Source organism: Pseudomonas sp. FH1, from assembly GCF_000510895.2.
Classification (GTDB): Bacteria; Pseudomonadota; Gammaproteobacteria; order Pseudomonadales; family Pseudomonadaceae; genus Aquipseudomonas; species Aquipseudomonas azotoformans_A.
In genome coordinates this window covers 37,986-61,532 of the sequence record NZ_AOHM01000058.1, presented here as the reverse complement: position 1 = coordinate 61,532, position 23,547 = coordinate 37,986, and the positions used below count along the sequence as shown (strand labels likewise).

Below are 23,547 nucleotides of genomic sequence, written 5' to 3'. Positions count from 1 at the left end.
TGTATCTAACGCCGCAACCCACGAACGAATAAGACATGTGGGAGTGATGAAATTCCGTTCAGTCAGGGCTTATGGGGTGGGGCTATGAGAGTTTATTGCAAAGTATGTGGAGAGAAAAAACGAATCGTGTCCCGCGATGAGCTGTCGGTGGAGCTTGCTCGCGAAAAACCTGAGGACACCCCGTTTACCCAGAATGAACGCAGCGTTCTTGAATTCTTCGCGAGCAAGCTCGTTCCGACAGTAGGTTGATACTGAGCGACCAAGTGTCGCACCCTTCCAAAGCACAACTTTCCCCTCCTCACTTTCGGGTCTACGCTTGTTCCCACAGCGGACCAATCCTGGCGTACGCGACGGCATTCGTTGCGACCCCAAAATTTTCCTGTCCACTCGATCAGCTTTCGATTTCGGATTTTGTCCTTACGCCAAACATGGAAAGGGCGCAGAATCTGGCGTGGAACGCATTGATACAGGTCAGCCATTGCGTTGCAATGGCCCCTCGCTTTCTACATACTTGCGGCCGATTTTACCTATAAAAAAACCTAAACCGTGGAACCTTAGAATGAGCACAGCAATCAGTCCGACTGCTTATAACTATAAGGTAGTCCGCCAGTTCGCCATCATGACGGTGGTCTGGGGGATCCTTGGCATGGGGCTCGGGGTGTTCATCGCCTCGCAACTGGTTTGGCCGGAATTGAATTTCGGTTTGCCATGGACGACCTTTGGCCGCCTGCGCCCGCTGCACACCAACCTGGTGATTTTCGCCTTCGGTGGCTGTGCATTGTTTGCCACCTCCTACTATGTCGTGCAGCGAACCTGCCAGACGCGACTGATCTCCGACAGCCTCGCGGCCTTCACCTTCTGGGGTTGGCAAGCCGTCATCGTGAGCGCCATCGTCACCCTGCCGCTGGGGTACACCACCACCAAGGAATACGCCGAGCTGGAATGGCCGATCGCCATTTTGCTCGCCATCGTGTGGGTGACCTACGCCGTGGTGTTCTTCGGCACCATCGTCAAGCGCAAGACCAAGCACATCTACGTGGGCAACTGGTTCTACGGCGCCTTCATCCTGGTGACGGCGATGCTGCACATCGTCAACCACGCGTCGTTGCCGGTCAGCCTGTTCAAGTCCTACTCAGCCTACGCCGGGGCCACGGATGCGATGATCCAGTGGTGGTACGGCCACAACGCCGTGGGTTTCTTCCTGACCACCGGTTTCCTGGGGATGATGTACTACTTCGTGCCCAAACAGGCCGAACGTCCTATTTACTCGTACCGCTTATCCATCGTGCACTTCTGGGCGCTGATCACCCTGTACATCTGGGCAGGTCCGCACCACTTGCACTACACCGCGCTGCCGGATTGGGCGCAGTCGCTGGGCATGGCGATGTCGATCATCCTGCTCGCCCCGAGCTGGGGCGGCATGATCAACGGCATGATGACCCTGTCGGGCGCCTGGCATAAATTGCGCACCGATCCGATCCTGCGTTTCCTCGTGGTGTCGCTGGCGTTCTACGGCATGTCGACCTTCGAAGGGCCGATGATGGCGATCAAGACCGTCAACTCGCTGTCCCACTACACCGACTGGACCATCGGCCACGTACACGCCGGGGCGCTGGGTTGGGTGGCGATGATTTCCATCGGCGCGCTGTACCACATGATCCCCAAACTGTTCGGCCGTGCGCAGATGCACAGCGTCGCGCTGATCAACACGCACTTCTGGCTGGCCACCATCGGCACCGTGCTCTACATCGCCTCGATGTGGGTCAACGGCATCACCCAGGGTCTGATGTGGCGTGCGATCAACGATGACGGCACCCTCACCTACTCCTTCGTCGAAGCGCTGCAAGCCAGCCACCCGGGCTACATCGTCCGCGCCCTGGGCGGTGCGTTCTTTGCCGCCGGCATGCTGTTCATGGCCTACAACGTCTGGCGCACCGTGCGTGCCTCCGACCCTGCAGAAGCCGAAGCCGCCGCCAAGATCGCCGTTGTGGGAGCCCACTGATGAAGCATGAAGTAGTCGAGAAGAATATCGGCCTGCTGGCCTTCTTCATGGTCATCGCCGTGAGTATCGGCGGCCTGACCCAGATCGTTCCGCTGTTTTTCCAGGACGTGACCAACAAGCCGGTCGAAGGCATGAAGCCACGCACCGCCCTTGAACTGGAAGGACGCGACGTCTACATCGCCAACGGCTGTGTCGGCTGCCACTCGCAGATGATCCGCCCGTTCCGCGCCGAGACCGAACGCTACGGTCACTACTCGGTCGCTGGCGAAAGCGTGTGGGACCACCCGTTCCTGTGGGGTTCCAAGCGCACCGGCCCGGACCTGGCCCGTGTCGGCGGTCGTTACTCCGATGACTGGCAACGTGCGCACTTGTACAACCCGCGCAACGTGGTGCCTGAGTCGAAAATGCCGGCGTACCCGTTCCTCGTGGAAAACAAGCTCGACGGCAAGGACACCGCGAAGAAGATGGAAGTCTTGCGCACCCTGGGCGTGCCCTACACCGACGAAGACATCGCCGGTGCAGCCGCAGCCGTGAAGGGCAAGACCGAAATGGACGCATTGGTGGCCTACCTGCAAGGCCTGGGCACCATCATCAAAAGCAAACGGTGATTCTTCATGGATATCGGGATGATTCGTGGCCTGGGCACCGTTGTGGTGATGGTGGCCTTTATCGGCCTGGCGTTGTGGGTGTTCAGCCCCAAGCGCAAGTCGGAGTTTGAAGACGCGACCTTGCTGCCCTTTGCGGATGATCCCGAAGCCATCAAGCACGTCGAGCAAGCTTCTAGGAGTAACAAAGAATGACTACGTTCTGGAGTCTGTACGTCACAGTCCTCAGTCTGGGTACCATCTTCGCCCTGACCTGGCTGCTGCTGTCGACCCGCAAGGGCCAGCGCGCCGAGCAAACCGACGAGACCGTCGGCCACTCGTTCGACGGCATCGAGGAGTACGACAACCCACTGCCGAAATGGTGGTTCATGCTGTTCGTCGGCACCATCATCTTCGCCCTCGGCTACCTGGCGCTGTACCCCGGCCTGGGCAACTGGAAAGGCCTGCTGCCGGGCTACAACTACCTCGACACCGACAAGCAAACCCCGTTCGCCAACGGCCAGACCGGCTGGACCGGCGTACACGAATGGGAAAAGGAAATGGCCAAGTCGGACGCCAAGTTCGGCCCGATCTTCGCCAAATTCGCGTCGATGCCGATTGAAGAAGTGGCCAAGGACCCGCAAGCCTTGAAAATGGGCGGCCGCCTGTTCGCCTCCAACTGCTCGGTGTGCCACGGCTCTGACGCCAAAGGCGCCTATGGCTTCCCCAACCTGACCGACGCCGACTGGCGCTGGGGTGGCGAGCCCGCCACCATCAAGGAAACCATCATGAAGGGCCGCCATGCCGTGATGCCGGCCTGGCTGGATATCCTCAAGGAACAAGGTGTCAGCGACGTCGCCGCGTTCGTGGTGACCAACCTCGACGGCCGCAAGCTGCCCGAAGGCGTGAAAGCCGATGTGGCCAACGGCGAGAAACTCTTCGCTGCCAACTGCGTGGCCTGCCACGGCCCGGCCGGTAAAGGCACCCCAGCCATGGGTGCGCCTGACCTGACCCACCCAGGTGCGTTCATCTACGGTTCGAGCTTCGCCCAACTGCAGCAGACCATCCGTTGGGGCCGCCAGGGCCAGATGCCGGCGCAGGAACAACTGCAAGGCAATGACAAGGTGCACTTGCTGGCGGCGTATGTGTACAGCTTGTCCCATGGGGATAAGAAGGCTGAAGAGCAGTAAAAAATAGCAATTAAAACGGCTCCCTCAGCAAACACTGACGGGGCCGTTTTAATTGCTCTGCATGGCGGTAGGCGATAAGTTTTAAGCCCTACCGATTCAAAGGGGGTCGTTCATGAGTGACAGTGACAGGATACTTCAGCAAAACGATCAGGAAGATATAGTCGACATGTTGCGCATGCTCGAAGACAGCATCGACTTCGATCCTGAGCGCGTAACCATCGTCAATCGGCCGGCTCACAATGAGTTCTGCAATGATGAGGGAACGTTTGCAGCTTCTATTTGCAGCTTCTAAATGAAGCAACGATTTTGTGGCAAGCCCTAGTGCCAGTTAATGAAAAGAAAGACGAGCACATTCTTGTGGTGAGCGGGCTTGCCCCGCTCACCACAACTGCCAAAACCGTCCATACTTCCCAAGTCAATTGATCCAGATCACGTACACCATCAATTGATTTCCCCCAACGCGACCAAAGGTCGCACCCTTTGCGCAGCATCGGGGGCGTATCATTAGGCCACTGCAACACCCCTAATTTGACCCCGGTTGGCACGTACTGGCCGAGGCAAATCTCCACCGCCGTGGGATGCAATGATGAGCGACCAAATACCGGTACATGACGTTACCCCGCCTGCCAAAACTGTCGACCTCTACGCCTCGCGAGAGAAGATCTACACCCGTGCCTTCACTGGCCTGTTCCGCAATCTGCGCATGCTCGGCGGTGCCGGTCTGTTCCTGCTCTACTTCGGCACCGTGTGGCTGAATTGGGGTGGTCACCAGGCCGTGTGGTGGAACCTGCCGGAGCGTAAATTCTTTATTTTCGGCGCGACTTTCTGGCCCCAGGATTTCATCCTGCTGTCGGGCATTCTTATCGTCGCGGCATTTGGCCTGTTCTTTATCACCGTGTACGCCGGTCGTGTGTGGTGCGGTTATACCTGCCCGCAAAGCGTGTGGACGTGGATCTTCATGTGGTGCGAAAAGGTCACCGAAGGCGACCGCAACCAGCGCATCAAGCTCGACAAAGCGCCGATGGGCGTCAACAAGTTCCTGCGCAAATTCAGCAAGCACAGCCTGTGGCTGCTGATCGGTTTTGTCACCGGCATGACCTTTGTCGGCTATTTCTCGCCGATTCGCGAACTGGTGTTCGACTTCTTCACCGGCCAGGCGGATGGCTGGTCATATTTCTGGGTAGGTTTCTTCACCCTCGCCACCTACGGCAACGCCGGCTGGCTGCGCGAACAGGTGTGCATCTACATGTGTCCGTACGCGCGTTTCCAGAGCGTGATGTTCGACAAGGACACCCTGATCGTTTCCTACGATCCACGCCGGGGCGAACTGCGTGGTCCGCGCAAAAAAGGCGTCGACTACAAGGCCCAAGGCCTCGGCGATTGCATCGACTGCACGATGTGCGTGCAGGTGTGCCCGACCGGCATCGACATCCGCGACGGCCTGCAGATCGAGTGCATCGGCTGCGCCGCGTGCATCGACGCCTGCGACAACATCATGGACAAGATGGAGTACCCACGCGGCCTGATCAGCTACACCACCGAGCACAACCTGTCGGGGCAGAAAACCCACAAGCTGCGCCCGCGCCTGATTGGTTATGCATTGGTGCTGCTGGCGATGATCAGCCTGTTGGTGGCCGCGTTCTTCATGCGCTCGCTGGTGGGTTTCGACGTGAGCAAGGACCGCGTGCTGTACCGCGAAAACGCCGAAGGCCGCATCGAAAACGTCTACAGCCTGAAGATCATGAACAAGGACCAGCGCGACCACACTTACGTGCTCGACGCCGCAGGCTTGCCCGACCTCAAGCTGCAAGGCCGCCGCGAAATCAGGGTGGCCGCCGGCGATATCGTCAGCATGCCGGTCGAGCTGTCGAGTGCGCCGGAACAGTTGCCGTCGAGCACCAACGAGGTGAAATTCATCCTCACCGATGCCGATGACGCCAGCGTCCATATTGAAGCCAAGAGCCGATTCATCGGCCCACAAGTTCGTTAGAAGAGAGCAGAACCATGTCCGTAGCCACTGCCGCAAGCCCCTGGTACAAGCACCTCTGGCCCTGGATCATCATTGGGATCCTCGCCTGTTCGGTGACCTTGACCCTGTCCATGGTGACCATCGCGGTGAACAACCCGGACAACCTGGTCAATGACAACTACTACGAGGCAGGCAAAGGCATCAACCGCTCCCTGGATCGCGAACTGCTGGCCCAGACCCTGCAACTGCGCGCCAAGGTGCACCTGGATGAATTGACCGGTGAAGTCGAGGTGAACCTCACCGGCAACAGCAACCCGACCACCCTGGAATTGAACCTGATTTCCCCGACGCAGCCGGAGAAAGATCGCAAGATCAACCTGGCCCGCAGCGACAGCGAACCCGGTCGCTACATCGGCCAGGTCACCGACAAGGTCGAAGGCCGTCGCTTCGTCGAATTGCTCGGCGTCGAAGGCGACCGCACCTGGCGCATGTTCGAAGAAGAACAGGTCAGCCACGACAAAGACTTGCTGCTGGGCGATGAACCGTTGCAGGGTGCTGAAGACCTGAAAAAATAGCAGCGCCATGACCAGCCTAATCCCCTGCTACCACTGCGCCCTGCCCGTTCCGCCGGGCAGCCGCTTCACCGCAGTGATCCTCGGCGAACGCCGCGAGCTCTGTTGCCCAGGCTGCCAGGCGGTGGCCGAAGCCATTGTGGCCGGCGGCCTGGAAAGCTATTACCAGCACCGTAGCGAAGCCTCGGCCAACCCCGAGGCATTGCCGGTGCAACTGGTGGACGAGCTGGCGCTGTATGACCGCGCCGACGTGCAAAAACCTTTTGTGCGCCACGAAGGCGAACTGGCCGAAGCCACCCTGATGATGGAAGGCATCAGCTGTGCTGCGTGCGGCTGGTTGATCGAAAAACACCTGCGCGCCCTGCCCGCCGTGGCCGAGGCGCGGCTGAACCTGTCCAACCATCGACTGCAAGTGCGTTGGGCTGACGGACAACTGCTGCTGAGCCAACTGCTCAGCGAATTGCGCCATATCGGTTACGCCGCCCACCCCTATCAGCCCGACCGCGCCGCCGAGCAACTGGCCAGCGAAAACCGCCTGGCCCTGCGCCAACTGGGGGTCGCCGGGCTGCTGTGGTTCCAGGCAATGATGGCAACCATGGCCACCTGGCCGGAATTCAATATCGACCTGAGCCCGGAGCTGCACGTGATCCTGCGCTGGGTCGCAATGTTTCTGACAACACCCATCGTGTTCTACAGCTGCGCACCGTTTTTCAAAGGTGCCATGCGCGACTTGCGCACGCGTCACCTAACCATGGATGTTTCAGTGTCGTTGGCCATCGGCGGCGCGTATCTGGCGGGGATCTGGACCGCGATCACCGGCGTGGGCGAGTTGTACTTCGATGCGGTGGGCATGTTTGCGCTGTTCCTGCTGGCCGGTCGCTACCTGGAGCGCCGCGCCCGCGAACGCACGGCGGCCGCCACTGCGCAATTGGTCAATTTACTGCCCGCCTCATGCCTGCGCCTGAAAGCCGATGGCCAAAGTGAACGCATCCTGCTCCCTGAACTGGCACTGGGCGACCGCGTATTGGTCCACCCTGGCGCCGTGCTGCCAGCAGATGGCGTGATCCTCGATGGGCAATCGAGCATCGATGAGTCCCTGCTGACTGGCGAATACCTGCCGCAACCGCGCCAGAGCGGCGACGCGGTCACCGCAGGCACCCTCAACGTCGAGGGCGCGCTGACCGTCGAAGTGCGCGCCTTGGGCCACGACACGCGCTTGTCTGCCATCGTGCGCCTGCTGGAGCGGGCCCAGGCCGAGAAACCGCGCTTGGCGCAGATCGCCGACCGTGCCGCGCAGTGGTTCCTGTTGTGCTCGCTGATCGCCGCTGCGTTGATCGGCCTGTTGTGGTGGGAGCTGGATGCGTCGCGGGCGTTCTGGATTGTGCTGGCGATGCTGGTGGCGACCTGCCCCTGCGCGCTGTCCCTCGCCACCCCCACCGCCCTCACCGCTGCCACCGGCACCCTGCACAAACTCAGCTTGCTGCTGACGCGCGGCCATGTGCTGGAAGGCTTGAACCAGATCGACACGGTGATTTTCGACAAGACCGGCACCCTCACCGAAGGGCGCCTGGCGTTGCGGGCCATCCGCCCCCTGGGCAGCTTGAGCACCGACCTGTGCCTGAGCCTCGCCGCCGCCCTGGAAAACCGCTCCGAACACCCCATTGCCCGCGCTTTTGGCCGCGCGCCACTGGCCGCCGATGAAGTCATCAGTTCGCCTGGGCTGGGCCTTGAAGGCCGTGTCGGCGAGCGCGTATTGCGCATTGGCCAACCGGGTTTCGTCTGCGAACTCAGTGGTTGCCCAATCCCAGCTGCGCCTGAGCTTTCTGGCCAATGGCTGCTCCTGGGCGACCGCGAAGGCGCCCTGGCCTGGTTCGTCCTCGACGACCGCCTGCGCAGCGACGCACCGGCCTTGCTCGCCGCGTGCAAGGCACGTGGCTGGCGCACGCTGTTGCTGTCCGGCGACAGTTCGCCGATGGTCGCCAGCGTCGCCGCCGAACTGGGAATCGACGAAGCCCACGGCGGCTTGCGCCCCGATGACAAGCTGCACGTGCTGCAACAACTGCACAAGGAAGGCCGCAAGGTGCTGATGCTCGGCGACGGGGTCAACGATGTGCCGGTCCTCGCCGCCGCGGATATCAGCGTGGCCATGGGCACCGCTACCGACCTGGCCAAGACCAGCGCCGACGCGGTGCTGCTGTCCAACCGCCTGGACGCCCTGGTACAAGCCTTTACCCTGGCACGGCGCACCCGTCGGGTGATCATTGAAAACCTGCTGTGGGCCGGGCTGTACAATGGCCTTATGCTGCCGTTTGCCGCCCTGGGTTGGATCACCCCGATCTGGGCCGCAGTGGGCATGTCCCTCAGTTCGTTGACCGTGGTGCTCAATGCCCTGCGCCTGACTCGCCTGCCGAGCGCGCCAACGGCCCGAGCCCCCTCATTAACCCGCCCGCTGCCGGTGTGAGCCGCACGGCCATGGAGTGCAGATGCCAGCTTTATACGTGATGATTCCGGCGGCGCTGCTGTTAGTGGGCGTGGCCATCTACATCTTCTTCTGGGCGGTGGACAGCGGCCAGTACGACGACCTCGACGGCCCGGCTCATAGTGTGCTGTTCGACGACCAGGACCCCAACCACCTGGCCGGCATCGAAGAGGCCAACCACCCAGAACAACCGCCGAAAGACCCGCCCCATGCTTGAACTGGCGCCACTGCTGGTCTCCGCGCTGATCCTCGGCCTGCTCGGCGGCGGCCATTGCCTGGGCATGTGCGGCGGGCTGATGGGCGCGCTGACTCTGGCGATCCCCAAGGAACAGCGCGGCCGCAGGTTTCAACTGCTGCTGGCGTACAACCTGGGGCGCATCTTCAGCTATGCCGCTGCGGGCGTGTTGATCGGCCTGGCCGGTTGGGCAGTCGCCAACAGCCCGGCGGCGATGTTCATGCGCGTACTGGCCGGGTTGCTGTTGATCAGCATGGGCCTGTACCTGGCTGGCTGGTGGAGCGGCCTGACCCGTATCGAAAGCCTCGGGCGCGGCCTGTGGCGCTATATACAGCCAGTCGCCAACCGTTTGCTGCCGGTGTCCAGCGTGCCGCGCGCCTTGCTGCTGGGCGCGCTGTGGGGCTGGTTGCCGTGCGGATTGGTCTACAGCACCCTGCTATGGGCGGCGAGCCAGGGCAATGCGCTGGACAGCGGGTTGCTGATGCTGGCGTTCGGGCTGGGGACCTGGCCGGTGTTGCTGGCGACGGGGTTGGCCGCTGAACGAGTGACGGCGCTTTTACGTAAACGCAGTATTCGGATGGCCGGAGGTTTGCTGGTGATTCTGTTCGGTATCTGGACGTTGCCCGGTCCGCACCAGCACTGGCTAATGGGCCATTAAAGCGCCATGTGGCATAGCGCCGCTCCCCGTTGATGCAAATCAAGATGGCACCTGCGCCACGCCCCTAGACTCGGCCCACTAGCCTATCCGGGGGAACGCCCGCATGCTCGACGCCATTCGTTGGGACACCGATCTGATTCACCGCTACGACCTGGCGGGACCGCGCTACACGTCCTACCCCACCGCCGTACAATTCGACAGCCAGGTCGGCACCTTCGACCTGCTCCACGCCCTGCGCGACAGCCGCAAAGCCGTGCGACCGTTGTCGCTGTATGTGCATGTGCCGTTCTGCGCGAACATCTGCTACTACTGCGCCTGCAACAAGGTCATCACCAAGGACCGTGGCCGCGCCCAGGCCTACCTGCAACGCCTGGAGCAAGAGATCCAACTGGTGGCCTGCCATCTCGACCCGAAACAGCGGGTTGAGCAACTGCATTTTGGCGGCGGCACCCCGACCTTTCTCAGCCACGATGAACTGCGCCAGGTCATGGGCTGCCTGCGCCAGCACTTCAATCTGCTGGATGACGACTCCGGCGACTACGGCATCGAGATCGACCCCCGCGAAGCGGACTGGGCGACCATGGGCCTGCTGCGTGAGCTCGGCTTCAACCGCGTGAGCATCGGCCTGCAAGACCTCGACCCCGAGGTGCAACGGGCGGTGAATCGCCTGCAGAGCCTTGAGGAAACCCGTGCAGTGATCGATGCAGCGCGCACCCTGCAATTTCGCTCGATCAATATCGACCTGATCTACGGTCTGCCCAAGCAAACGCCGATCAACTTCGCGCGCACCGTAGAAGAGGTGATCAGGCTGCAACCGGACCGTCTGTCGGTGTTCAATTACGCGCATCTGCCGGAGCGTTTCATGCCCCAGCGGCGCATCAACACGGATGAACTCCCCTCCCCCGCGTCAAAGCTCTTGATGCTGCAAACCACCATCGAGCAACTGACCCAGGCCGGTTACCGCTACATCGGCATGGACCACTTCGCCCTGCCCGACGACGAACTGGCCATCGCCCAGGAAGAAGGCACCCTGCAACGCAACTTCCAGGGCTACACCACCCACGGTCATTGCGATTTGATCGGGCTCGGCGTGTCGGCGATCAGCCAGATCGGTGACCTGTACTGCCAGAATAGCAGCGACCTCAACGGCTACCAGAACACCCTGGCCGGCGCGCAGCTGGCCACCAGTCGCGGCCTGGTCTGCACTACGGATGATCGGTTGCGGCGGGAAGTGATTCAGCAGTTGATCTGCAATTTCAGCCTGGCATTCGAGACGATCGAGCAGGCCTTCAACATGGATTTTCGCGGGTATTTCGACGACATCTGGCCGCAACTGACGGCGATGGCCGAGGACGGCCTGATCGAACTCGACGCCCAGGGCATTCGTGTATTGCCGGCCGGGCGATTGCTGGTGCGTTCGGTGTGCATGGTGTTCGATGCCTACCTGGAGCACCAGAACAGGCAACGATTTTCACGGGTGATCTGATTACATCGCCAGTGAGGCGGTCTTCATCGAATCCTCGGCACTCATACCTTTCATCGACTTAGCCAGTGAGGTCTGGGCCGACATCAGGCCCGCCTGCAATGAACTGATCTCGCTCTGCAAAGCGCTGGCCTTTGCGCGAGCCTCTTCGGGGGAGAGGTTAGTGGCTGCAGCAACAGCCGCCAGCTCCGCCTGTTTTTCGGCGATCTGTTGTTTCAATTGGCGGATCATTTTCAGCACCTGCTTGACGTTGTCGTCCAGGCCGCTGTCATCGATATCCGCATTGGAGCTTTTGGCCGCACCTGCCGCCTTGAACGCATCGGCAGAAATAGTCACCGTCACACCCTCCACCACTTTGGGTGCATGGGTGGTTTCAACCTCTGGCGCTGCTTCCTTGGCCTCAGCCGCAGGCTTTGCATCCGGGACGGTCGGAATGCGGATGGCAGGGTTGTAGGCAGCTATAACAGACATGATCCAAGCTCCGACTCAATAGGTATGCCTTCTGTATCGACCCCGACACAAAAACCTTTATACCGCTGCCGGTTTTTTGTACAGGCTGGCCTCACGGCCCCCCAGTGCGTTACCCTTACGTCTTATGTGTGTTTTCCCACAAGGATTTAAGAAATGTCCGAGCCAGTTAAACTGCGCGCTCACAGCCAGGCTCATTGCAAGGATTGCAGCCTGGCCCCCCTCTGCTTGCCACTTTCGTTGAATTTGGAAGACATGGATGCGCTGGACGACATCGTTAAACGTGGCCGCCCGCTGAAAAAAGGCGAGTTTCTGTTCCGCCAGGGCGACAAGTTCGATTCCGTTTATGCAGTACGTTCAGGTGCGTTGAAGACATTCAGCCTGAGCGACAGCGGCGAAGAGCAGATCACTGGTTTCCACTTGCCCAGCGAACTGGTGGGGTTGTCGGGCATGGACACCGAGATTCACCCGGTGTCGGCGCAGGCGCTGGAAACGACATCCGTTTGCGAAATCCCCTTCGAACGCCTGGACGAACTGGCCATCCAACTGCCACAACTGCGCCGCCAGTTGATGCGTGTGATGAGCCGCGAGATCCGTGACGACCAGCAAATGATGCTGCTGTTGTCGAAGAAAACCGCCGACGAGCGCATTGCGACCTTCCTGGTCAACCTGTCGGCGCGGTTCCGGGCCCGTGGTTTCTCGGCCAACCAGTTCCGCCTGAGCATGTCGCGCAATGAAATCGGCAACTACCTGGGCCTTGCGGTGGAAACCGTGTCCCGCGTGTTTACCCGCTTCCAGCAGAACGAGCTGATCGCCGCCGAAGGTAAAGAAGTGCATATCCTCGACCCGATCCAGCTGTGCGCGCTGGCCGGTGGCTCGCTGGAAGGTTGATGCAGACACTTGCGGCCGCGCCAACCGGCGAGGCCGCAGGTATACTTCGAGTCCGTTTCCAGCCCCAGGACTCTTCGACGATGACCTTTGATTCGTTCGACATCAAATCCCTGATCCGCCCCGTCATCGACTTCCCCAAGCCTGGGGTGATCTTCCGTGACATCACGCCGTTGTTCCAATCGCCCCGCGCCCTGCGCCTGGTGGCAGACAGCTTTGCCCATCGGTATGTCGAGGCCGAATTCACCCATATCGGCGCGATGGATGCGCGGGGTTTCCTGATCGGTTCGATCATCGCCTACCAACTGAACAAGCCGCTGATCCTGTTCCGCAAGCAAGGCAAGCTGCCGGCTGACGTGCTGGCCGAGGGTTACCAGACCGAGTACGGCGAGGCGTTCCTGGAAGTGCATGCCGACAGCCTGTGCGAAGGCGATTCGGTGCTGATGTTCGATGATTTGATCGCAACCGGCGGCACCCTGATCGCAGCGGCGAACCTGGTGCGGCGCATGGGGGCGACGATCTTCGAAGCGGCGGCGATTATTGATCTGCCGGAGCTGGGCGGTTCGCAGCGCCTGGAAGACATGGGCATCCCGACTTTTTGCCTGACGCAGTTTGCACTGACCGAACAGTGATCAAAGCCCCATCTGCTTGCTGATGATTTCATTCATCACTTCACGGGTGCCACCACCGATGGACAGGATGCGGTTGTCGCGATACAGCCGCTCTACCAGGGCCCCGCGCATGTAACCCTGGCCCCCGAGGATCTGCACGGCGTCATAGGTGACGCGGTCGGCGGTGTCGGTGGCGAGGTTCTTGGCCATGGAAATCTCTTTGATCACGCTGATGCCCGCGGCCATCTTGGCCGCCTGGCGGTAAGTGAATTCCCGTGAAACCTCCACGGCGGTGGCCATCTCCGCCAGGCGATGCTTGATCACCTGGAATTTGCCGATGGGTTTGCCGAAGGCTTCGCGCTGCGCAGCCCATTCGAGGCTTTCCTCCAGCGCCATCTGCGCCGTCATGTTGGCCATCAATGCCAGGGCCAGGCGCTCGCTTTGGAAGTTGCCCATGATGCAGGCAAAGCCCATGTTTTCAGCGTCGATCAGGCGGCCGACAGGCACGCGGCAATCGTCGAAGAACAATTCAGCGGTGTCCGACGCCCACCAGCCCATTTTTTTCAGGGGCTGGCCGACGCAGAAACCGGGGGTGTCTTTTTCGATCAACAGCAGGCTGATGCCGGCAAAGCCCGGCCCGCCAGTGCGCACGGCCACGGTGTAGAAGTCGGCGCGGCTGCCGCTGGTGATGAAGGTCTTGCTGCCGCTGACGCGGTAATGCTCGCCGTCACGAATGGCGCGGGTTTGCAGGCTGGCCACATCCGAACCGCCACCTGGCTCAGTGACCGCCAGGGCGATGATCTTCTCGCCCGACAGTACTTGCGGGGCGACACGCTCGCGAATCTCTGGACGCGCCCATTTGACGATAGGCGGCAGGCCGATATCCAACGATCCCAACCCCGCCACGACGCCACCGGAGCCGCAACGCATCAGCTCTTCGCTGGCCGCCACCTTGGCGAACAGATCGCCTTCATGGCTGCCGCCCAACGTTTCCGGGTAGCCGATGCCAAGAATCCCCGCCGCGCCCGCCTTGAGGTACAGCTCTCGGGGGAAGCTCTCTGCCTCCTCCCACTGTTCGATGCCCGGCAGCATCTCGCGCTCGACGAAGCGACGCACGCTGTCGCGGACCAATTGGTGGCTGGGGTCGAAGTAGTCCTGATAGGCAGACATCGGCAAGCTCCACGGTGAGGTGGAGGGAACTTACCAAGCGCTTGCTTGGTTATCAAGCCATCCGTTAGAGGGCGATGGGTTTGCGGCCTGCGAAGGAATGCGCCAGCGTGCCGCCATCCACCAACTCCAACTCGCCGCCCAACGGCACGCCGTGGGCGATACGCGAGGTGATCAGGCCTTTGTTGGTCAGCAATTGCGCGATGTAGTGCGCGGTCGCCTCACCTTCCACCGTCGGGTTGGTGGCCAGGATCACTTCGGTAAAAGTGCCCTGCTCTTCGATGCGCGCCACCAACTGCGGAATGCCGATGGCTTCCGGGCCCAGGCCGTCCAGCGGCGACAGGTGGCCCTTGAGCACGAAGTAGCGACCTCGATAGCCGGTCTGCTCCACCGCGTACACATCCATCGGCCCTTCGACAACACACAGCAGCGTATCGTCGCGGCGCGGGTCGGCGCACTGCGGGCAGAGTTCTTCTTCAGTGAGGGTGCGGCACTGGCGGCAGTGGCCGACACCGGTCATGGCCTGGCTCAAGGCCTGGGCCAACCGGGCGCCGCCGCTGCGATCACGCTCCAGCAGTTGCAGCGCCATACGCTGGGCGGTTTTCTGGCCGACACCCGGCAAAATGCGCAGGGCGTCGATCAGTTGGCGAATCAGGGGGCTGAAGCTCATGGGCGAAGGGTCCGACAAAACAACGAGACGCGGTTTATACCCGCGCCCCGGATAAGCGTCAAATGCGCACGACCAACTTACCGAAGTTGCGCCCTTCCAACAGACCGATAAAGGCTTCGGGCGCCTGCTCCAGGCCCTCGACCACGTCCTCACGGAACTTGATCTTGCCGTCACGCACCCACGGCGCCATCGCGCTGAGGAATTCGGGCTGGCGATCACCGTAGTCATCGAACACGATAAAGCCCTGGATACGCACGCGCTTGGTCAGCAAGGTCCGTTGCAGCGCCGGCAGCCGGTCCGGGCCGCTGGGGGGTTGGTGGGCGTTGTAGCCAGCGATGAGCCCACACAGTGGAATCCGGGCCTTGGGATTGAGCAAGGGCACCACGGCGTCGAACACCTTGCCGCCGACGTTCTCGAAATAGATGTCCACACCCTTGAAGCAGGCCTGGGCCAATTCATCGGCGAAGTGTTCACTTTTGTGGTCGATGCAGGCATCGAAGCCCAACTCATCCACCACGTAGCGGCACTTGTCTGCGCCTCCGGCGATGCCGACCACGCGCAAGCCCTTGAGCTTGGCCACCTGCCCCACCACTGAGCCCACCGCGCCAGACGCCGCGGCGACGACCAGGGTTTCCCCGGTTTTGGGCTGGCCGATGTCCATCAGGCCCATGTAGGCGGTCATGCCCGGCATGCCCAGCACTCCGAGGGCCATGGACGGGCTGGCCAGGCCCTTGGGCACCGGCATCAGGTTACGGCCATCGGAAATGCTGTGGCTCTGCCAACCGGTCGAGCCGACCACCAGGTCGCCCACTTCAAATTTCGGATTACGCGATTGCTCGATACGGCTGACAGCCCCGCCGGTCATCACTTCATCGATTTCTACCGGCGCGGCGTAGGACGGTGCGTCGCTCATGCGCCCGCGCATGTAAGGGTCCAAGGACAGGTACAACGTCTTCAGCAGGACCTGGCCGTCGGCCAACTCCGGCAGATTCACGCGTTCCAGGCGGAAGTTTTCCGGGGTCGGTGCGCCCTGGGGGCGTGAGACCAGGACAATGCGCTGGTTCAGGGTCGGTTCTTGAGGCATGAAGGGGCTCCTTTATCGAATCCATCGGTATAGGGTGCAGACCATGCGTGCCGTGCCAGGGTTCGATCAGATTTGGCACAAACAAAAATGCCAGGCACGAGGCCTGGCATTGGAGTCTAGCTAACGCTACCGGATCAGAACGGCAGCTTCATGCCCGGTGGCAATTGCATGCCAGCGGTGACGCCGCCCATTTTTTCCTGGCTGTTGGCTTCGATCTTGCGCACGGCGTCGTTGACGGCCGCAGCGAACAAGGCTTCGAGCATTTCCAGGTCATCTTCACCGACGCCAGGCAATACGCTTGGGTCGATGCTCACGCGCTTGATGTCGTGACGACCGGTCATCACCACGCTGACCATATCGCCACCGGCTTTACCGGTGACTTCGGCGTTGGCCAGTTCTTCCTGCATCTTGGCCATCTTTTCCTGCATCTGCTGCGCCTGCTTCATCAGGCCGGCCATGCCACCTTTCATCATGGGAATCACCTCAAAGTACGTGGATCAAGTTAGTAGCCCGGTTTATGACGCCTGGGGCACCGGGGCTTCGACAGGTTCAATAGTATCGTGACGGACGACCGCACCGAACTGTTGCATCATTTGCTGGATGAGCGGATCACCATGGATCGAGTCCTCGGCCTCACGCTGGCGGTTGATACGCCGGCGCGTCGCGGCCTGGGCCGGGGTTTCCTGCTCCGGCTTGATCAGCTCGATGGCAATGGTCAGCGTGCGCTCATGGTACTGGTTCAGTGCGTCATTCAGGCGACGTTGCTGGGTCGCGTTGAACAGGGCGCTGTGGGCCGGGTCCAGGTGCAACAGCCAGTGATCGCCGTCGATGGAAATCAGCGTGCAGTTGGCGGCGATGCTACCGGTCATGCCGGAAATCGGCAGCTTCGGAAATAATTCCAGCCATTGCAGGGCCAGGCCGGTGGCCGGCGCGGCAGCGGGTTCCGCCTCGGGCTCGGGGGCCGGTTCGGCGGTGTGTTCGCTGGCCAGGTCGTCCAGGTAGCTGTAGGCCGAATCCATGTCCGGCTCGATGTAGTCTTCGTCCAGCGGCGGTTCGTCGTCGAGGTCGATGCCCGGCGTGGCGGCTTCCACCTGGGCCACGGTCGGCTCGGGGACCGGCGCGGACACCCATTCCGGGGCGTCCGGCACCACACTGTCCGGGGTCGGCGTAGGCATCGGCGTCAGCTCGGGCTGCTCGCCGGTGGTTTCCAGCACAGGCTCCACGGCGGGCGCTTGCTCGGCTTCGACTTCAGCTTCAACCGGATCATTCCAGGGCAGGTCGACGACCGGCTCAGGCTCGACAACCGGTTCCGGCTCGACCACCGGCGCAGCGACCACAGGCTCCGGCTCGGGCACCGGAGCGACCGGCGCAGGCGCAGCCACCACTGGCGCGACCACCGCCGCGCCAGCCACTGGTTTGGCGGAATCAACTTTGGCCTGGCTGATCCCCACTGGCTTTAGCGGCTGTCTCGGCGCATCGGCCGAATCGGCGGGCCGGAACGCCAGCATCCGCAGCAGCACCATTTCAAAGCCACCACGCGGGTCGGGCGCCAGGGGCAGGTCACGACGGCCGATCAGGCCCATCTGGTAATAGAACTGCACATCTTCGGCCGGCAATGCCTGGGCCAGGGCCAACACGCGGTCGCGGTCGCCATGGCCGTTGTCGACACCCTCAGGCAGGGCCTGGGCGATGGCGACGCGGTGCAGCACATTGAGGATCTCCGAGAGCACGCCATTCCAGTCCGGGCCTTGCTCCGACAGGTGACGCACGGCTTCGAGCAACGCCTTGGCGTCGCCTTCGATCAACGCGTGCAGCACATCGAAAACCTGACCGTGGTCGAGGGTGCCAAGCATGGCGCGCACGTCGGCAGCCATGACCTTGCCTTCACCAAAGGCAATGGCCTGGTCGGTGAGGCTCATGGCGTCACGCATCGAGCCATCGGCGGCGCGGCCGAGCAGCCACAGCGCGTCGTCTTCGAACGGAACGTTCTCGACGCCCAGCACGTGGGTCAAATGCTCGACCACCCGCTCGGGGGTCATGTTTTTCAGGGAGAACTGCAGGCACCGCGACAGAATCGTTGCAGGAAGTTTCTGCGGGTCGGTCGTGGCCAGGATGAATTTGACGTACGGCGGCGGCTCTTCCAGGGTTTTCAACAGGGCGTTGAAGGAATGGCTGGAGAGCATGTGCACTTCGTCGATCAGGTAGACCTTGAAGCGGCCGCGACTCGGCGCGTACTGCACGTTGTCGAGCAGCTCGCGGGTGTCTTCGACCTTGGTGCGGCTCGCGGCGTCGATCTCGATCAGGTCGACAAAGCGCCCTTCGTCGATTTCCTTGCACACCGAGCAGGTGCCGCATGGCGTGGAAGTGATACCGGTTTCACAGTTCAGGCATTTGGCGATGATGCGCGCAATGGTGGTCTTGCCCACCCCTCGCGTACCGGTGAACAGGTACGCGTGGTGCAGCCGCTGGCTGTCCAAGGCATTGATCAGAGCCTTGAGCACATGGGTCTGGCCGACCATTTCGCGGAACGAGCGCGGACGCCATTTACGTGCAAGAACCTGATAACTCATGGAAAACCGTCGCAACTGGGAAACAGAAGCCGGTAATGCTAGCGGAGCAAGGGGGAAATTGCATCCGGCACGCTTGCCTAATCTGACTAAGCTCTTGTGACTGGCCCCAAAAAGGCCTGAACCCGGAGAGCTTATGCGCGCAGTCCTGGGCGTTTTATGGATGATTGCCACGGCCAGCCTTGCAGCGCCCGCACCGCTGCGCTTCTCGGTTTCCGACAGTTGGGCGATGCCCATGGTGCAGCTGGAGGACGGCCTGCCCACCCAGGGCATTTTGTATGACGTGATGTTGAGCCTGGCCACTCAGGTCGGCCGCCCGGCGCAATTCCACGTGCTGGCACGGGCGCGCATCTCCAGCGCCATGGAACACGGTGATATTGATGTGCGCTGTTATGTCACCCAGGCCTGGGTCGACGACCAGTCCGGTGACTACACCTGGAGCATTCCGCTGATGGTGCAGCGCAACCTGTTGGTCAGCACGCACATTCCTGCGCAGCCGGTACAGGTCGACAAACTCGCGCCGCAAGCCATCGGCACCGTGCTCAATTACCGCTACGCCACCCTCGACCCGCTGTTTGCCAGCGGCCAGCTCAGCCGCGACGATGCGCGCAGCGAAGAGCAGGTGCTGCACAAACTGGTGGCCGGGCGTTTCAAGTTCGCAGTGATCAATGAATGGATACTCGATCGCTTCAACCAGCGGATGCCGGTGGGCAAACGCCTGCACAAGGTGGCTGTGATCGATGAACAGAGCCTTGGCTGCACCGTGCGCAATGACCCGAACGTGCCGGTGCAGTTGATCCTGCGCACCTTGTTACGGATGAAGATGTCGGGCGAGATCGACCAGATCATCCAGCTCTACACCGGTGAGACTCCTGACAGGAACTGACAGCACCGCCTTATAGACTCGGCTCCCTCACAACACGCCCTTCCAAGGAGCCAGCATGCACACCGTCGCCCATTACTTTTTGCTCTACGTCGACAGCCCGGCCACCAGCGCCAACTTCTATAGCCGCCTGCTGGACAAGCCGCCGGTGGAGCTCAACCCGACCTTCGCCCTGTTCATTCTCGACAGTGGCGTGAAGCTGGGCCTGTGGTCGCGCCATACGGTGGAACCCGCCGCGCAGCTCACGGGCGGTGGCGGTGAAGTGGGGATGTCCCTGGCCGACAAGGCCGCCGTGGATGCCCTGCACGACCAGTGGGTAGCACACGGCGCGACGATCATCCAGTCACCGACCACCCTGGATTTCGGCTACACCTTCGTCGCCCAGGACCTCGACGGCCACCGGCTGCGCGCGTTTTGCCTGAGCGAGTGACCGCCAGCGCCCTTCCAGGCTGATGGCGGCCACGCTGGCCAGCACGATCACACCGCCCAGCACCACTTGCAGGGCGATGTGCTCGCCCAGCAGTGTCGCCGCCATCGTCATGGCCACGGGCGGGATCAGGTACATCGCCACCGAGGCGCGGCTGACCTCGACATGTTTCAACACATAACCCCAGGCCAGGTACGCCAGGGCACTGGGAAATATCCCGAGCACCAGCACCGCGAGGTTTTCCGGTAACGGCGCCTGCACCACCGCAGCGGGCAGGCCCGGTAGATTCACGCAGAGCATCAAGGTGCCCGCCCACACCATGTAGCACGCCATGGTCAGCGGGCTATAGCGATGGGCGTAGTGTTTCTGGATGGCGAAGTACAGGCTCCACGACACCGCCGCCAGCAGGATCAACAGGCCCCGCGGGTCGATATCGCCCAGGCCGTGATCGCCCCAGATCACCACCAGCACACCCAGCAGGCCGAGCAACACACAGCTCCAGCGCCAGAGGCTGACCCGTTCCTTCAAGCAGAAAAATGCGATCAGCACGCTGAACAGCGGCGCCGATTGCGCCAACACGCTGGACGCCGCCGCCGTGACGAATTGCTGTCCGTAATTCAGGCTGGTGTGATGCAGGAACACCCCGAAAAAACTCAACACCAGCAGCCACGGCAGATCCCGCAGACGTGGCCGACCAATGCCCATCACCAGCGCCACACCGGCCATGAACACCGAGGCGATCAAGAACCGCAGCAGCGCCAGCTGGCCAGGGCTGTAGCTGTGCAGCCCCATGTGCACACCAATCGGCGAATAGGCCCAACAGAGGATGACGCTGGCGATGACTAGCGTAAGCTTCAGGGGTGACGGGGTGTTCATCGACGGCATCCGAAAACTGAGAAGGAATGCCGTCAGTCTTGGCCCGCACAAGGCGTAGGACAATTAAGCGTTTCTGACTTCTGAAATCACTGGAACTGAGCAATGGAACTGGCCCAACTGAAAATGGTGCGAGCCGTGGCGCAAACCGGCAGCGTGGCCCAGGCCGCCGTGCAACTGCATTGCGTGCCGTCCAACATCACCACGCGGATCAAGCAACTGGAAAGCGAGTTGGGCACGCCGCTGTTCATCCGCGCGGGGCGTGGGTTGGCGATCAGTGCGGCGGGGGAGATTTTCCTCGATTACTGCGAACGCATCCTCGCCCTGGTGGACGAATCCAAACGCGCCGTGGACGCCACCGCCATTCCCCGCGGCACTTTGCGCATCGGCGCGGTGGAGTCCAGCGCCAGTGGCCGCCTGCCGCCGCTGTTGGCGGAGTATCACCGGCGCTACCCGGATGTCAGCCTGGAATTAGTAACCGGCGCCTGGGGCGAGCTGCTCGATGACCTGCAACACCATCGCCTCGATGTGGCGCTGGTGGCCGCCGGCAACAAACGCGCAAAGCTCGACCACAGCGTGGTCTACAGCGAGCGCCTGGTGCTGATCGCCAGCGCCTCCAGCGAACCGATCCGCAGCGCCGAAGACCTGGCTGGCCGCACCTTGCTGGTGTGGCCACCGGGCTGCCCCTATCGGGCGGCGCTGGAGAACTGGGTCAAGCCCCACGCCTTCAAGCCGACCATTGCCAGCTATGCCAGTTGGGGCACGATCATTGGTTGCGTGAGTGCCGGGATCGGCGTGGCGCTGGCGCCGGAAGGCATCCTGGCCCGCTATGAGCAGGCCAATCAGCTGGCATCGTACCGGTTCGAAGAACTACAGGCGGTGGACAACCTGCTGTTCTGGCACAAGGACACCCAGCGGCATCTGGCGCGGGATGCGTTTGCTGGGTTGTTGCGTGAAACCTTCGGCTGATCAGCTTTTAGGGGCCGCCAAACGCGCGTACTGGTCCTGGCTGATCCAGCCAGTAAACGAGCGGTCATCGGCATTGATGAACTCGACCTGGGCCCAGCCATCCTTGAAGGCCAGCACACCGACCACGTCATTCTTGACAATGTAGGGGCGCTTGGCGGCCTTGGCACTCGGGCTCTTCAACAGGTAGGCCTTGTCGGCGGACACCTTCACCAGGCCGATCCATTTCGTGCTGGCAGTCTGGGTCAAGTCCAAACCGGTAGCAATCTCCGGCATCAGCACATTAAGGCAGCCGGGGTGCTGACGGCCTTCCGCCACGGTCAGGGTCACTCCGTCGGATGAAGGCGCCACGCTGCCGGGATAAGCCTCATCGAGCCAGGTGGTCAGCGCGGCGGGCTTGCCTTGCAGGTAGAACGCGCAGCTGCGGGTCACGCCCTCGCCCATCGCTTCCGAGTAATAACCTTCCACCTGGTGCTCAGGCGTCACCGCCAGCATCAGCCCTTCGTACTTGCCAGAATGCAACGCAGGCGAACCAGCAAATGCGGGGACAACGGCGCACAACGACAACACACCTACTGCTAGAAAACGCATCATCTTATTTTTTCCCTTCAAGTTTCTCGTAGGCTTTTTGCATAAGGACGTCATAGTTGCCGTAGTCCTCGCCGTTATAGTTACGCGCCATGCCGGTGAAATCTTTGCTTTTCATGGCTTTCATCAATGCCGGGCTCTTGCTGCAAAAACCGAGGAACGCCTTTAGTTGGTTGCCGGCATTCACTTTTAATGCCGCCGAGAATTCAAACACCGTCTTGTAACCGCAGGACGCGTAGTTGAAGCCCATGATCTGAAACATGCCCCAGGACGCCGACATCAACGCGGCTTCCTGATCCAGCGCAAAGGCGGTGGCCATGGTTTCCCAGGCCTTGGCCTGGTCCTTGTTATTGGCCTGCCACTGCGGCCCGGCCTTTTTCTTGTAGGGGTAGGACAGCAGCGGATGCGCCTGGTCGTAGATGTGCTTGGTGTACTTGCGAAACAGGTGCCCTTCAAACGCGATCACCGGCAGCTTGGCCGGCCCGAACCCCGAACGCCCGCCGGACTCCACGGTGGCGAACGCCTTGATGATATTCACCGAAATACCGCCGCCCAACTGCGTGGCGGCATTCTGGAAATCGCTCTCGCTGAGGGTCATGCCCCCGTCGCACGTGGCCTGGAGCATCAACTGGCGGTTGCGCTTCTCGGCCTCGATCATCGCGCGCATGCGGTCCAGGTACACATTGACCGTGGCCTGTACCGCATCGCCCTGGTTGTTGCCGAACACATTCAGGAAAGTCGGGATGCGCATGCTCGGAAACGCCTTCACCGGCACCTTCACCGCCTCTTCGATCAGACTGTTGAAGGTTTTACCGGTCGGGTCGATCACCCCATCGGGGTGCGCATATTTGAGATGACGGAACTGGTACTGGCTGATGCACTGCACCAACTGGCCGTCGCACTTGCCGTTTTCGGTCAGCGGAAAACCCAGTTTTGGAATGATCAGATTGAATAAATATTGGATGCACTGCACATCGGCGGGCAAGTTGCGGGCTTTACCGGGCGCACCTACCGAAGCACTGATAAGACGGGGCAACCCTTGCAGGCTTTTCATCAAAGACATCCTTGTTAGTTAAAGAAGTGATGGCACTTCAATATCAACTCCACACCTTGTCATACTCTGAAACAAGTGGCTGGCGGAAACTAACAAGGTGGTTTTAGGTTGTCCAGAGCGACCGCTGAA

Annotated in this window: 25 protein-coding genes; 16 read left to right on the top strand and 9 right to left on the bottom strand. The window is 61.4% G+C overall.

Annotation, left to right across the window (positions count from 1 at the left end; translation table 11 throughout):
* The first annotated feature begins 559 nt into the window (after positions 1-559).
* The 11 genes from ccoN (at position 560) to hemN (ending at position 11,175) form a co-directional block, all read left to right on the top strand.
* The gene (gene ccoN / locus H096_RS18170) at positions 560-2,002 is read left to right on the top strand and encodes a cytochrome-c oxidase, cbb3-type subunit I (RefSeq protein WP_016979311.1); all 1,443 of its coding nucleotides are present in this window, start codon (positions 560-562) and stop codon (positions 2,000-2,002) included.
* On the top strand, positions 2,002-2,610 hold the full coding sequence (gene ccoO / locus H096_RS18165) for a cytochrome-c oxidase, cbb3-type subunit II (RefSeq protein WP_003193167.1): 609 nt from the start codon (positions 2,002-2,004) through the stop codon (positions 2,608-2,610). Before ccoN ends, ccoO begins: the two co-directional genes overlap by 1 nt.
* Positions 2,611-2,616: 6 nt before the next feature.
* Positions 2,617-2,802, top strand: a complete 186-nt coding sequence (locus H096_RS18160; RefSeq protein WP_003175465.1) for a CcoQ/FixQ family Cbb3-type cytochrome c oxidase assembly chaperone — start codon at positions 2,617-2,619, stop codon at positions 2,800-2,802.
* Positions 2,799-3,776: a cytochrome-c oxidase, cbb3-type subunit III gene (gene ccoP, locus H096_RS18155; protein ID WP_028617469.1), complete on the top strand. Its 978-nt coding sequence runs from the start codon at positions 2,799-2,801 to the stop codon at positions 3,774-3,776. The genes H096_RS18160 and ccoP overlap by 4 nt, the downstream gene beginning before the upstream one ends.
* A 112-nt stretch (positions 3,777-3,888) precedes the next feature.
* Positions 3,889-4,068, top strand: a complete 180-nt coding sequence (locus H096_RS18150) for a hypothetical protein (protein ID WP_033900576.1) — start codon at positions 3,889-3,891, stop codon at positions 4,066-4,068.
* A gap of 294 nt (positions 4,069-4,362) precedes the next feature.
* Positions 4,363-5,766: a cytochrome c oxidase accessory protein CcoG gene (gene ccoG / locus H096_RS18145; protein ID WP_033900574.1), complete on the top strand. Its 1,404-nt coding sequence runs from the start codon at positions 4,363-4,365 to the stop codon at positions 5,764-5,766.
* A 14-nt stretch (positions 5,767-5,780) separates the two neighbouring features.
* Positions 5,781-6,320 (top strand): FixH family protein, encoded by a 540-nt coding sequence (locus H096_RS18140; RefSeq protein WP_015885303.1) that lies wholly within the window; start codon positions 5,781-5,783, stop codon positions 6,318-6,320.
* A gap of 7 nt (positions 6,321-6,327) precedes the next feature.
* Positions 6,328-8,778, top strand: coding sequence for a heavy metal translocating P-type ATPase (locus H096_RS18135; protein WP_033900571.1), 2,451 nt, complete (start codon positions 6,328-6,330; stop codon positions 8,776-8,778).
* A 22-nt stretch (positions 8,779-8,800) separates the two neighbouring features.
* The gene (gene ccoS / locus H096_RS18130) at positions 8,801-9,013 is read left to right on the top strand and encodes a cbb3-type cytochrome oxidase assembly protein CcoS (protein ID WP_033900568.1); all 213 of its coding nucleotides are present in this window, start codon (positions 8,801-8,803) and stop codon (positions 9,011-9,013) included.
* Positions 9,006-9,689 carry a sulfite exporter TauE/SafE family protein gene (locus tag H096_RS18125; protein ID WP_033900566.1) on the top strand — a complete coding sequence of 228 codons (684 nt, stop codon included), beginning with the start codon at positions 9,006-9,008 and terminating at the stop codon, positions 9,687-9,689. The genes ccoS and H096_RS18125 overlap by 8 nt, the downstream gene beginning before the upstream one ends.
* 103 nt (positions 9,690-9,792) lie before the next feature.
* A complete protein-coding gene (hemN, locus tag H096_RS18120; RefSeq protein WP_033900564.1) occupies positions 9,793-11,175 on the top strand; it encodes an oxygen-independent coproporphyrinogen III oxidase in 1,383 nt (460 codons plus the stop codon).
* Here hemN and H096_RS18115 read toward each other — a convergent pair whose 3' ends face one another.
* The gene (locus H096_RS18115) at positions 11,176-11,643 is read right to left on the bottom strand and encodes a FlxA-like family protein (RefSeq protein ID WP_082461644.1); all 468 of its coding nucleotides are present in this window, start codon (positions 11,641-11,643) and stop codon (positions 11,176-11,178) included.
* Positions 11,644-11,796: 153 nt separating this feature from the next.
* Here H096_RS18115 and fnr point away from each other — a divergent pair, with 153 nt between their 5' ends.
* Positions 11,797-12,531 (top strand): fumarate/nitrate reduction transcriptional regulator Fnr, encoded by a 735-nt coding sequence (gene fnr / locus H096_RS18110; RefSeq protein ID WP_033900561.1) that lies wholly within the window; start codon positions 11,797-11,799, stop codon positions 12,529-12,531.
* Positions 12,532-12,611: 80 nt separating this feature from the next.
* Complete coding sequence (locus H096_RS18105) at positions 12,612-13,160, top strand: adenine phosphoribosyltransferase (RefSeq protein ID WP_016979301.1); 549 nt, start codon at positions 12,612-12,614, stop codon at positions 13,158-13,160.
* On the opposite strand, the gene H096_RS18100 is transcribed toward H096_RS18105, so the two are convergent.
* The 5 genes from H096_RS18100 to dnaX all read right to left on the bottom strand — a co-directional run bounded on the left by H096_RS18100 (position 13,161) and on the right by dnaX (position 18,630).
* On the bottom strand, positions 13,161-14,309 hold the full coding sequence (locus tag H096_RS18100) for an acyl-CoA dehydrogenase family protein (protein ID WP_033900559.1): 1,149 nt from the start codon (positions 14,307-14,309) through the stop codon (positions 13,161-13,163).
* A 64-nt stretch (positions 14,310-14,373) separates the two neighbouring features.
* Positions 14,374-14,976: a recombination mediator RecR gene (gene recR / locus H096_RS18095; protein WP_028617479.1), complete on the bottom strand. Its 603-nt coding sequence runs from the start codon at positions 14,974-14,976 to the stop codon at positions 14,374-14,376.
* A 58-nt stretch (positions 14,977-15,034) separates the two neighbouring features.
* The gene (locus tag H096_RS18090; protein ID WP_033900558.1) at positions 15,035-16,060 is read right to left on the bottom strand and encodes an NADP-dependent oxidoreductase; all 1,026 of its coding nucleotides are present in this window, start codon (positions 16,058-16,060) and stop codon (positions 15,035-15,037) included.
* A 134-nt stretch (positions 16,061-16,194) separates the two neighbouring features.
* Positions 16,195-16,533 carry a YbaB/EbfC family nucleoid-associated protein gene (locus H096_RS18085; RefSeq protein ID WP_003175481.1) on the bottom strand — a complete coding sequence of 113 codons (339 nt, stop codon included), beginning with the start codon at positions 16,531-16,533 and terminating at the stop codon, positions 16,195-16,197.
* Between the two features lie 42 nt (positions 16,534-16,575).
* Entirely contained in the window at positions 16,576-18,630 is a 2,055-nt protein-coding gene (dnaX, locus tag H096_RS18080) for a DNA polymerase III subunit gamma/tau (protein ID WP_033900556.1), read from the bottom strand.
* Positions 18,631-18,763: 133 nt separating this feature from the next.
* Between dnaX and H096_RS18075 the strand changes: the two genes are divergently transcribed.
* Both H096_RS18075 and H096_RS18070 read left to right on the top strand, forming a co-directional pair.
* Positions 18,764-19,513: a transporter substrate-binding domain-containing protein gene (locus H096_RS18075; RefSeq protein ID WP_033900555.1), complete on the top strand. Its 750-nt coding sequence runs from the start codon at positions 18,764-18,766 to the stop codon at positions 19,511-19,513.
* Positions 19,514-19,568: 55 nt separating this feature from the next.
* A complete protein-coding gene (locus tag H096_RS18070) occupies positions 19,569-19,940 on the top strand; it encodes a VOC family protein (protein ID WP_033900554.1) in 372 nt (123 codons plus the stop codon).
* Here H096_RS18070 and H096_RS18065 read toward each other — a convergent pair.
* Positions 19,854-20,813 carry a DMT family transporter gene (locus tag H096_RS18065; protein WP_033900553.1) on the bottom strand — a complete coding sequence of 320 codons (960 nt, stop codon included), beginning with the start codon at positions 20,811-20,813 and terminating at the stop codon, positions 19,854-19,856. The genes H096_RS18070 and H096_RS18065 overlap by 87 nt on opposite strands.
* Positions 20,814-20,915: 102 nt before the next feature.
* Here H096_RS18065 and H096_RS18060 point away from each other — a divergent pair, with 102 nt between their 5' ends.
* Positions 20,916-21,779, top strand: a complete 864-nt coding sequence (locus tag H096_RS18060; protein ID WP_033900552.1) for a LysR substrate-binding domain-containing protein — start codon at positions 20,916-20,918, stop codon at positions 21,777-21,779.
* On the opposite strand, the gene H096_RS18055 is transcribed toward H096_RS18060, so the two are convergent.
* Together H096_RS18055 and H096_RS18050 are read right to left on the bottom strand one after the other, a co-directional pair.
* Positions 21,780-22,370: a hypothetical protein gene (locus H096_RS18055; protein WP_033900551.1), complete on the bottom strand. Its 591-nt coding sequence runs from the start codon at positions 22,368-22,370 to the stop codon at positions 21,780-21,782. It lies immediately after the preceding gene.
* A 1-nt stretch (position 22,371) separates the two neighbouring features.
* A complete protein-coding gene (locus tag H096_RS18050) occupies positions 22,372-23,418 on the bottom strand; it encodes an N-acetylmuramidase family protein (RefSeq protein WP_033900550.1) in 1,047 nt (348 codons plus the stop codon).
* Positions 23,419-23,547 lie beyond the last annotated feature (129 nt).

What these genes read in the sequence shown, in the direction of transcription:
- ccoN (WP_016979311.1), top strand. Translation starts at nt 560, where the DNA reads ATGAGCACAGCAATCAGTCCGACTGCTTATAACTATAAGGTAGTCCGC.
- ccoO (WP_003193167.1), top strand. Translation starts at nt 2,002, where the DNA reads ATGAAGCATGAAGTAGTCGAGAAGAATATCGGCCTGCTGGCCTTCTTC.
- H096_RS18160 (WP_003175465.1), top strand. Translation starts at nt 2,617, where the DNA reads ATGGATATCGGGATGATTCGTGGCCTGGGCACCGTTGTGGTGATGGTG.
- ccoP (WP_028617469.1), top strand. Translation starts at nt 2,799, where the DNA reads ATGACTACGTTCTGGAGTCTGTACGTCACAGTCCTCAGTCTGGGTACC.
- H096_RS18150 (WP_033900576.1), top strand. Translation starts at nt 3,889, where the DNA reads ATGAGTGACAGTGACAGGATACTTCAGCAAAACGATCAGGAAGATATA.
- ccoG (WP_033900574.1), top strand. Translation starts at nt 4,363, where the DNA reads ATGAGCGACCAAATACCGGTACATGACGTTACCCCGCCTGCCAAAACT.
- H096_RS18140 (WP_015885303.1), top strand. Translation starts at nt 5,781, where the DNA reads ATGTCCGTAGCCACTGCCGCAAGCCCCTGGTACAAGCACCTCTGGCCC.
- H096_RS18135 (WP_033900571.1), top strand. Translation starts at nt 6,328, where the DNA reads ATGACCAGCCTAATCCCCTGCTACCACTGCGCCCTGCCCGTTCCGCCG.
- ccoS (WP_033900568.1), top strand. Translation starts at nt 8,801, where the DNA reads ATGCCAGCTTTATACGTGATGATTCCGGCGGCGCTGCTGTTAGTGGGC.
- H096_RS18125 (WP_033900566.1), top strand. Translation starts at nt 9,006, where the DNA reads ATGCTTGAACTGGCGCCACTGCTGGTCTCCGCGCTGATCCTCGGCCTG.
- hemN (WP_033900564.1), top strand. Translation starts at nt 9,793, where the DNA reads ATGCTCGACGCCATTCGTTGGGACACCGATCTGATTCACCGCTACGAC.
- H096_RS18115 (WP_082461644.1), bottom strand. Translation starts at nt 11,643, where the DNA reads ATGTCTGTTATAGCTGCCTACAACCCTGCCATCCGCATTCCGACCGTC.
- fnr (WP_033900561.1), top strand. Translation starts at nt 11,797, where the DNA reads ATGTCCGAGCCAGTTAAACTGCGCGCTCACAGCCAGGCTCATTGCAAG.
- H096_RS18105 (WP_016979301.1), top strand. Translation starts at nt 12,612, where the DNA reads ATGACCTTTGATTCGTTCGACATCAAATCCCTGATCCGCCCCGTCATC.
- H096_RS18100 (WP_033900559.1), bottom strand. Translation starts at nt 14,309, where the DNA reads ATGTCTGCCTATCAGGACTACTTCGACCCCAGCCACCAATTGGTCCGC.
- recR (WP_028617479.1), bottom strand. Translation starts at nt 14,976, where the DNA reads ATGAGCTTCAGCCCCCTGATTCGCCAACTGATCGACGCCCTGCGCATT.
- H096_RS18090 (WP_033900558.1), bottom strand. Translation starts at nt 16,060, where the DNA reads ATGCCTCAAGAACCGACCCTGAACCAGCGCATTGTCCTGGTCTCACGC.
- H096_RS18085 (WP_003175481.1), bottom strand. Translation starts at nt 16,533, where the DNA reads ATGATGAAAGGTGGCATGGCCGGCCTGATGAAGCAGGCGCAGCAGATG.
- dnaX (WP_033900556.1), bottom strand. Translation starts at nt 18,630, where the DNA reads ATGAGTTATCAGGTTCTTGCACGTAAATGGCGTCCGCGCTCGTTCCGC.
- H096_RS18075 (WP_033900555.1), top strand. Translation starts at nt 18,764, where the DNA reads ATGCGCGCAGTCCTGGGCGTTTTATGGATGATTGCCACGGCCAGCCTT.
- H096_RS18070 (WP_033900554.1), top strand. Translation starts at nt 19,569, where the DNA reads ATGCACACCGTCGCCCATTACTTTTTGCTCTACGTCGACAGCCCGGCC.
- H096_RS18065 (WP_033900553.1), bottom strand. Translation starts at nt 20,813, where the DNA reads ATGAACACCCCGTCACCCCTGAAGCTTACGCTAGTCATCGCCAGCGTC.
- H096_RS18060 (WP_033900552.1), top strand. Translation starts at nt 20,916, where the DNA reads ATGGAACTGGCCCAACTGAAAATGGTGCGAGCCGTGGCGCAAACCGGC.
- H096_RS18055 (WP_033900551.1), bottom strand. Translation starts at nt 22,370, where the DNA reads ATGATGCGTTTTCTAGCAGTAGGTGTGTTGTCGTTGTGCGCCGTTGTC.
- H096_RS18050 (WP_033900550.1), bottom strand. Translation starts at nt 23,418, where the DNA reads ATGAAAAGCCTGCAAGGGTTGCCCCGTCTTATCAGTGCTTCGGTAGGT.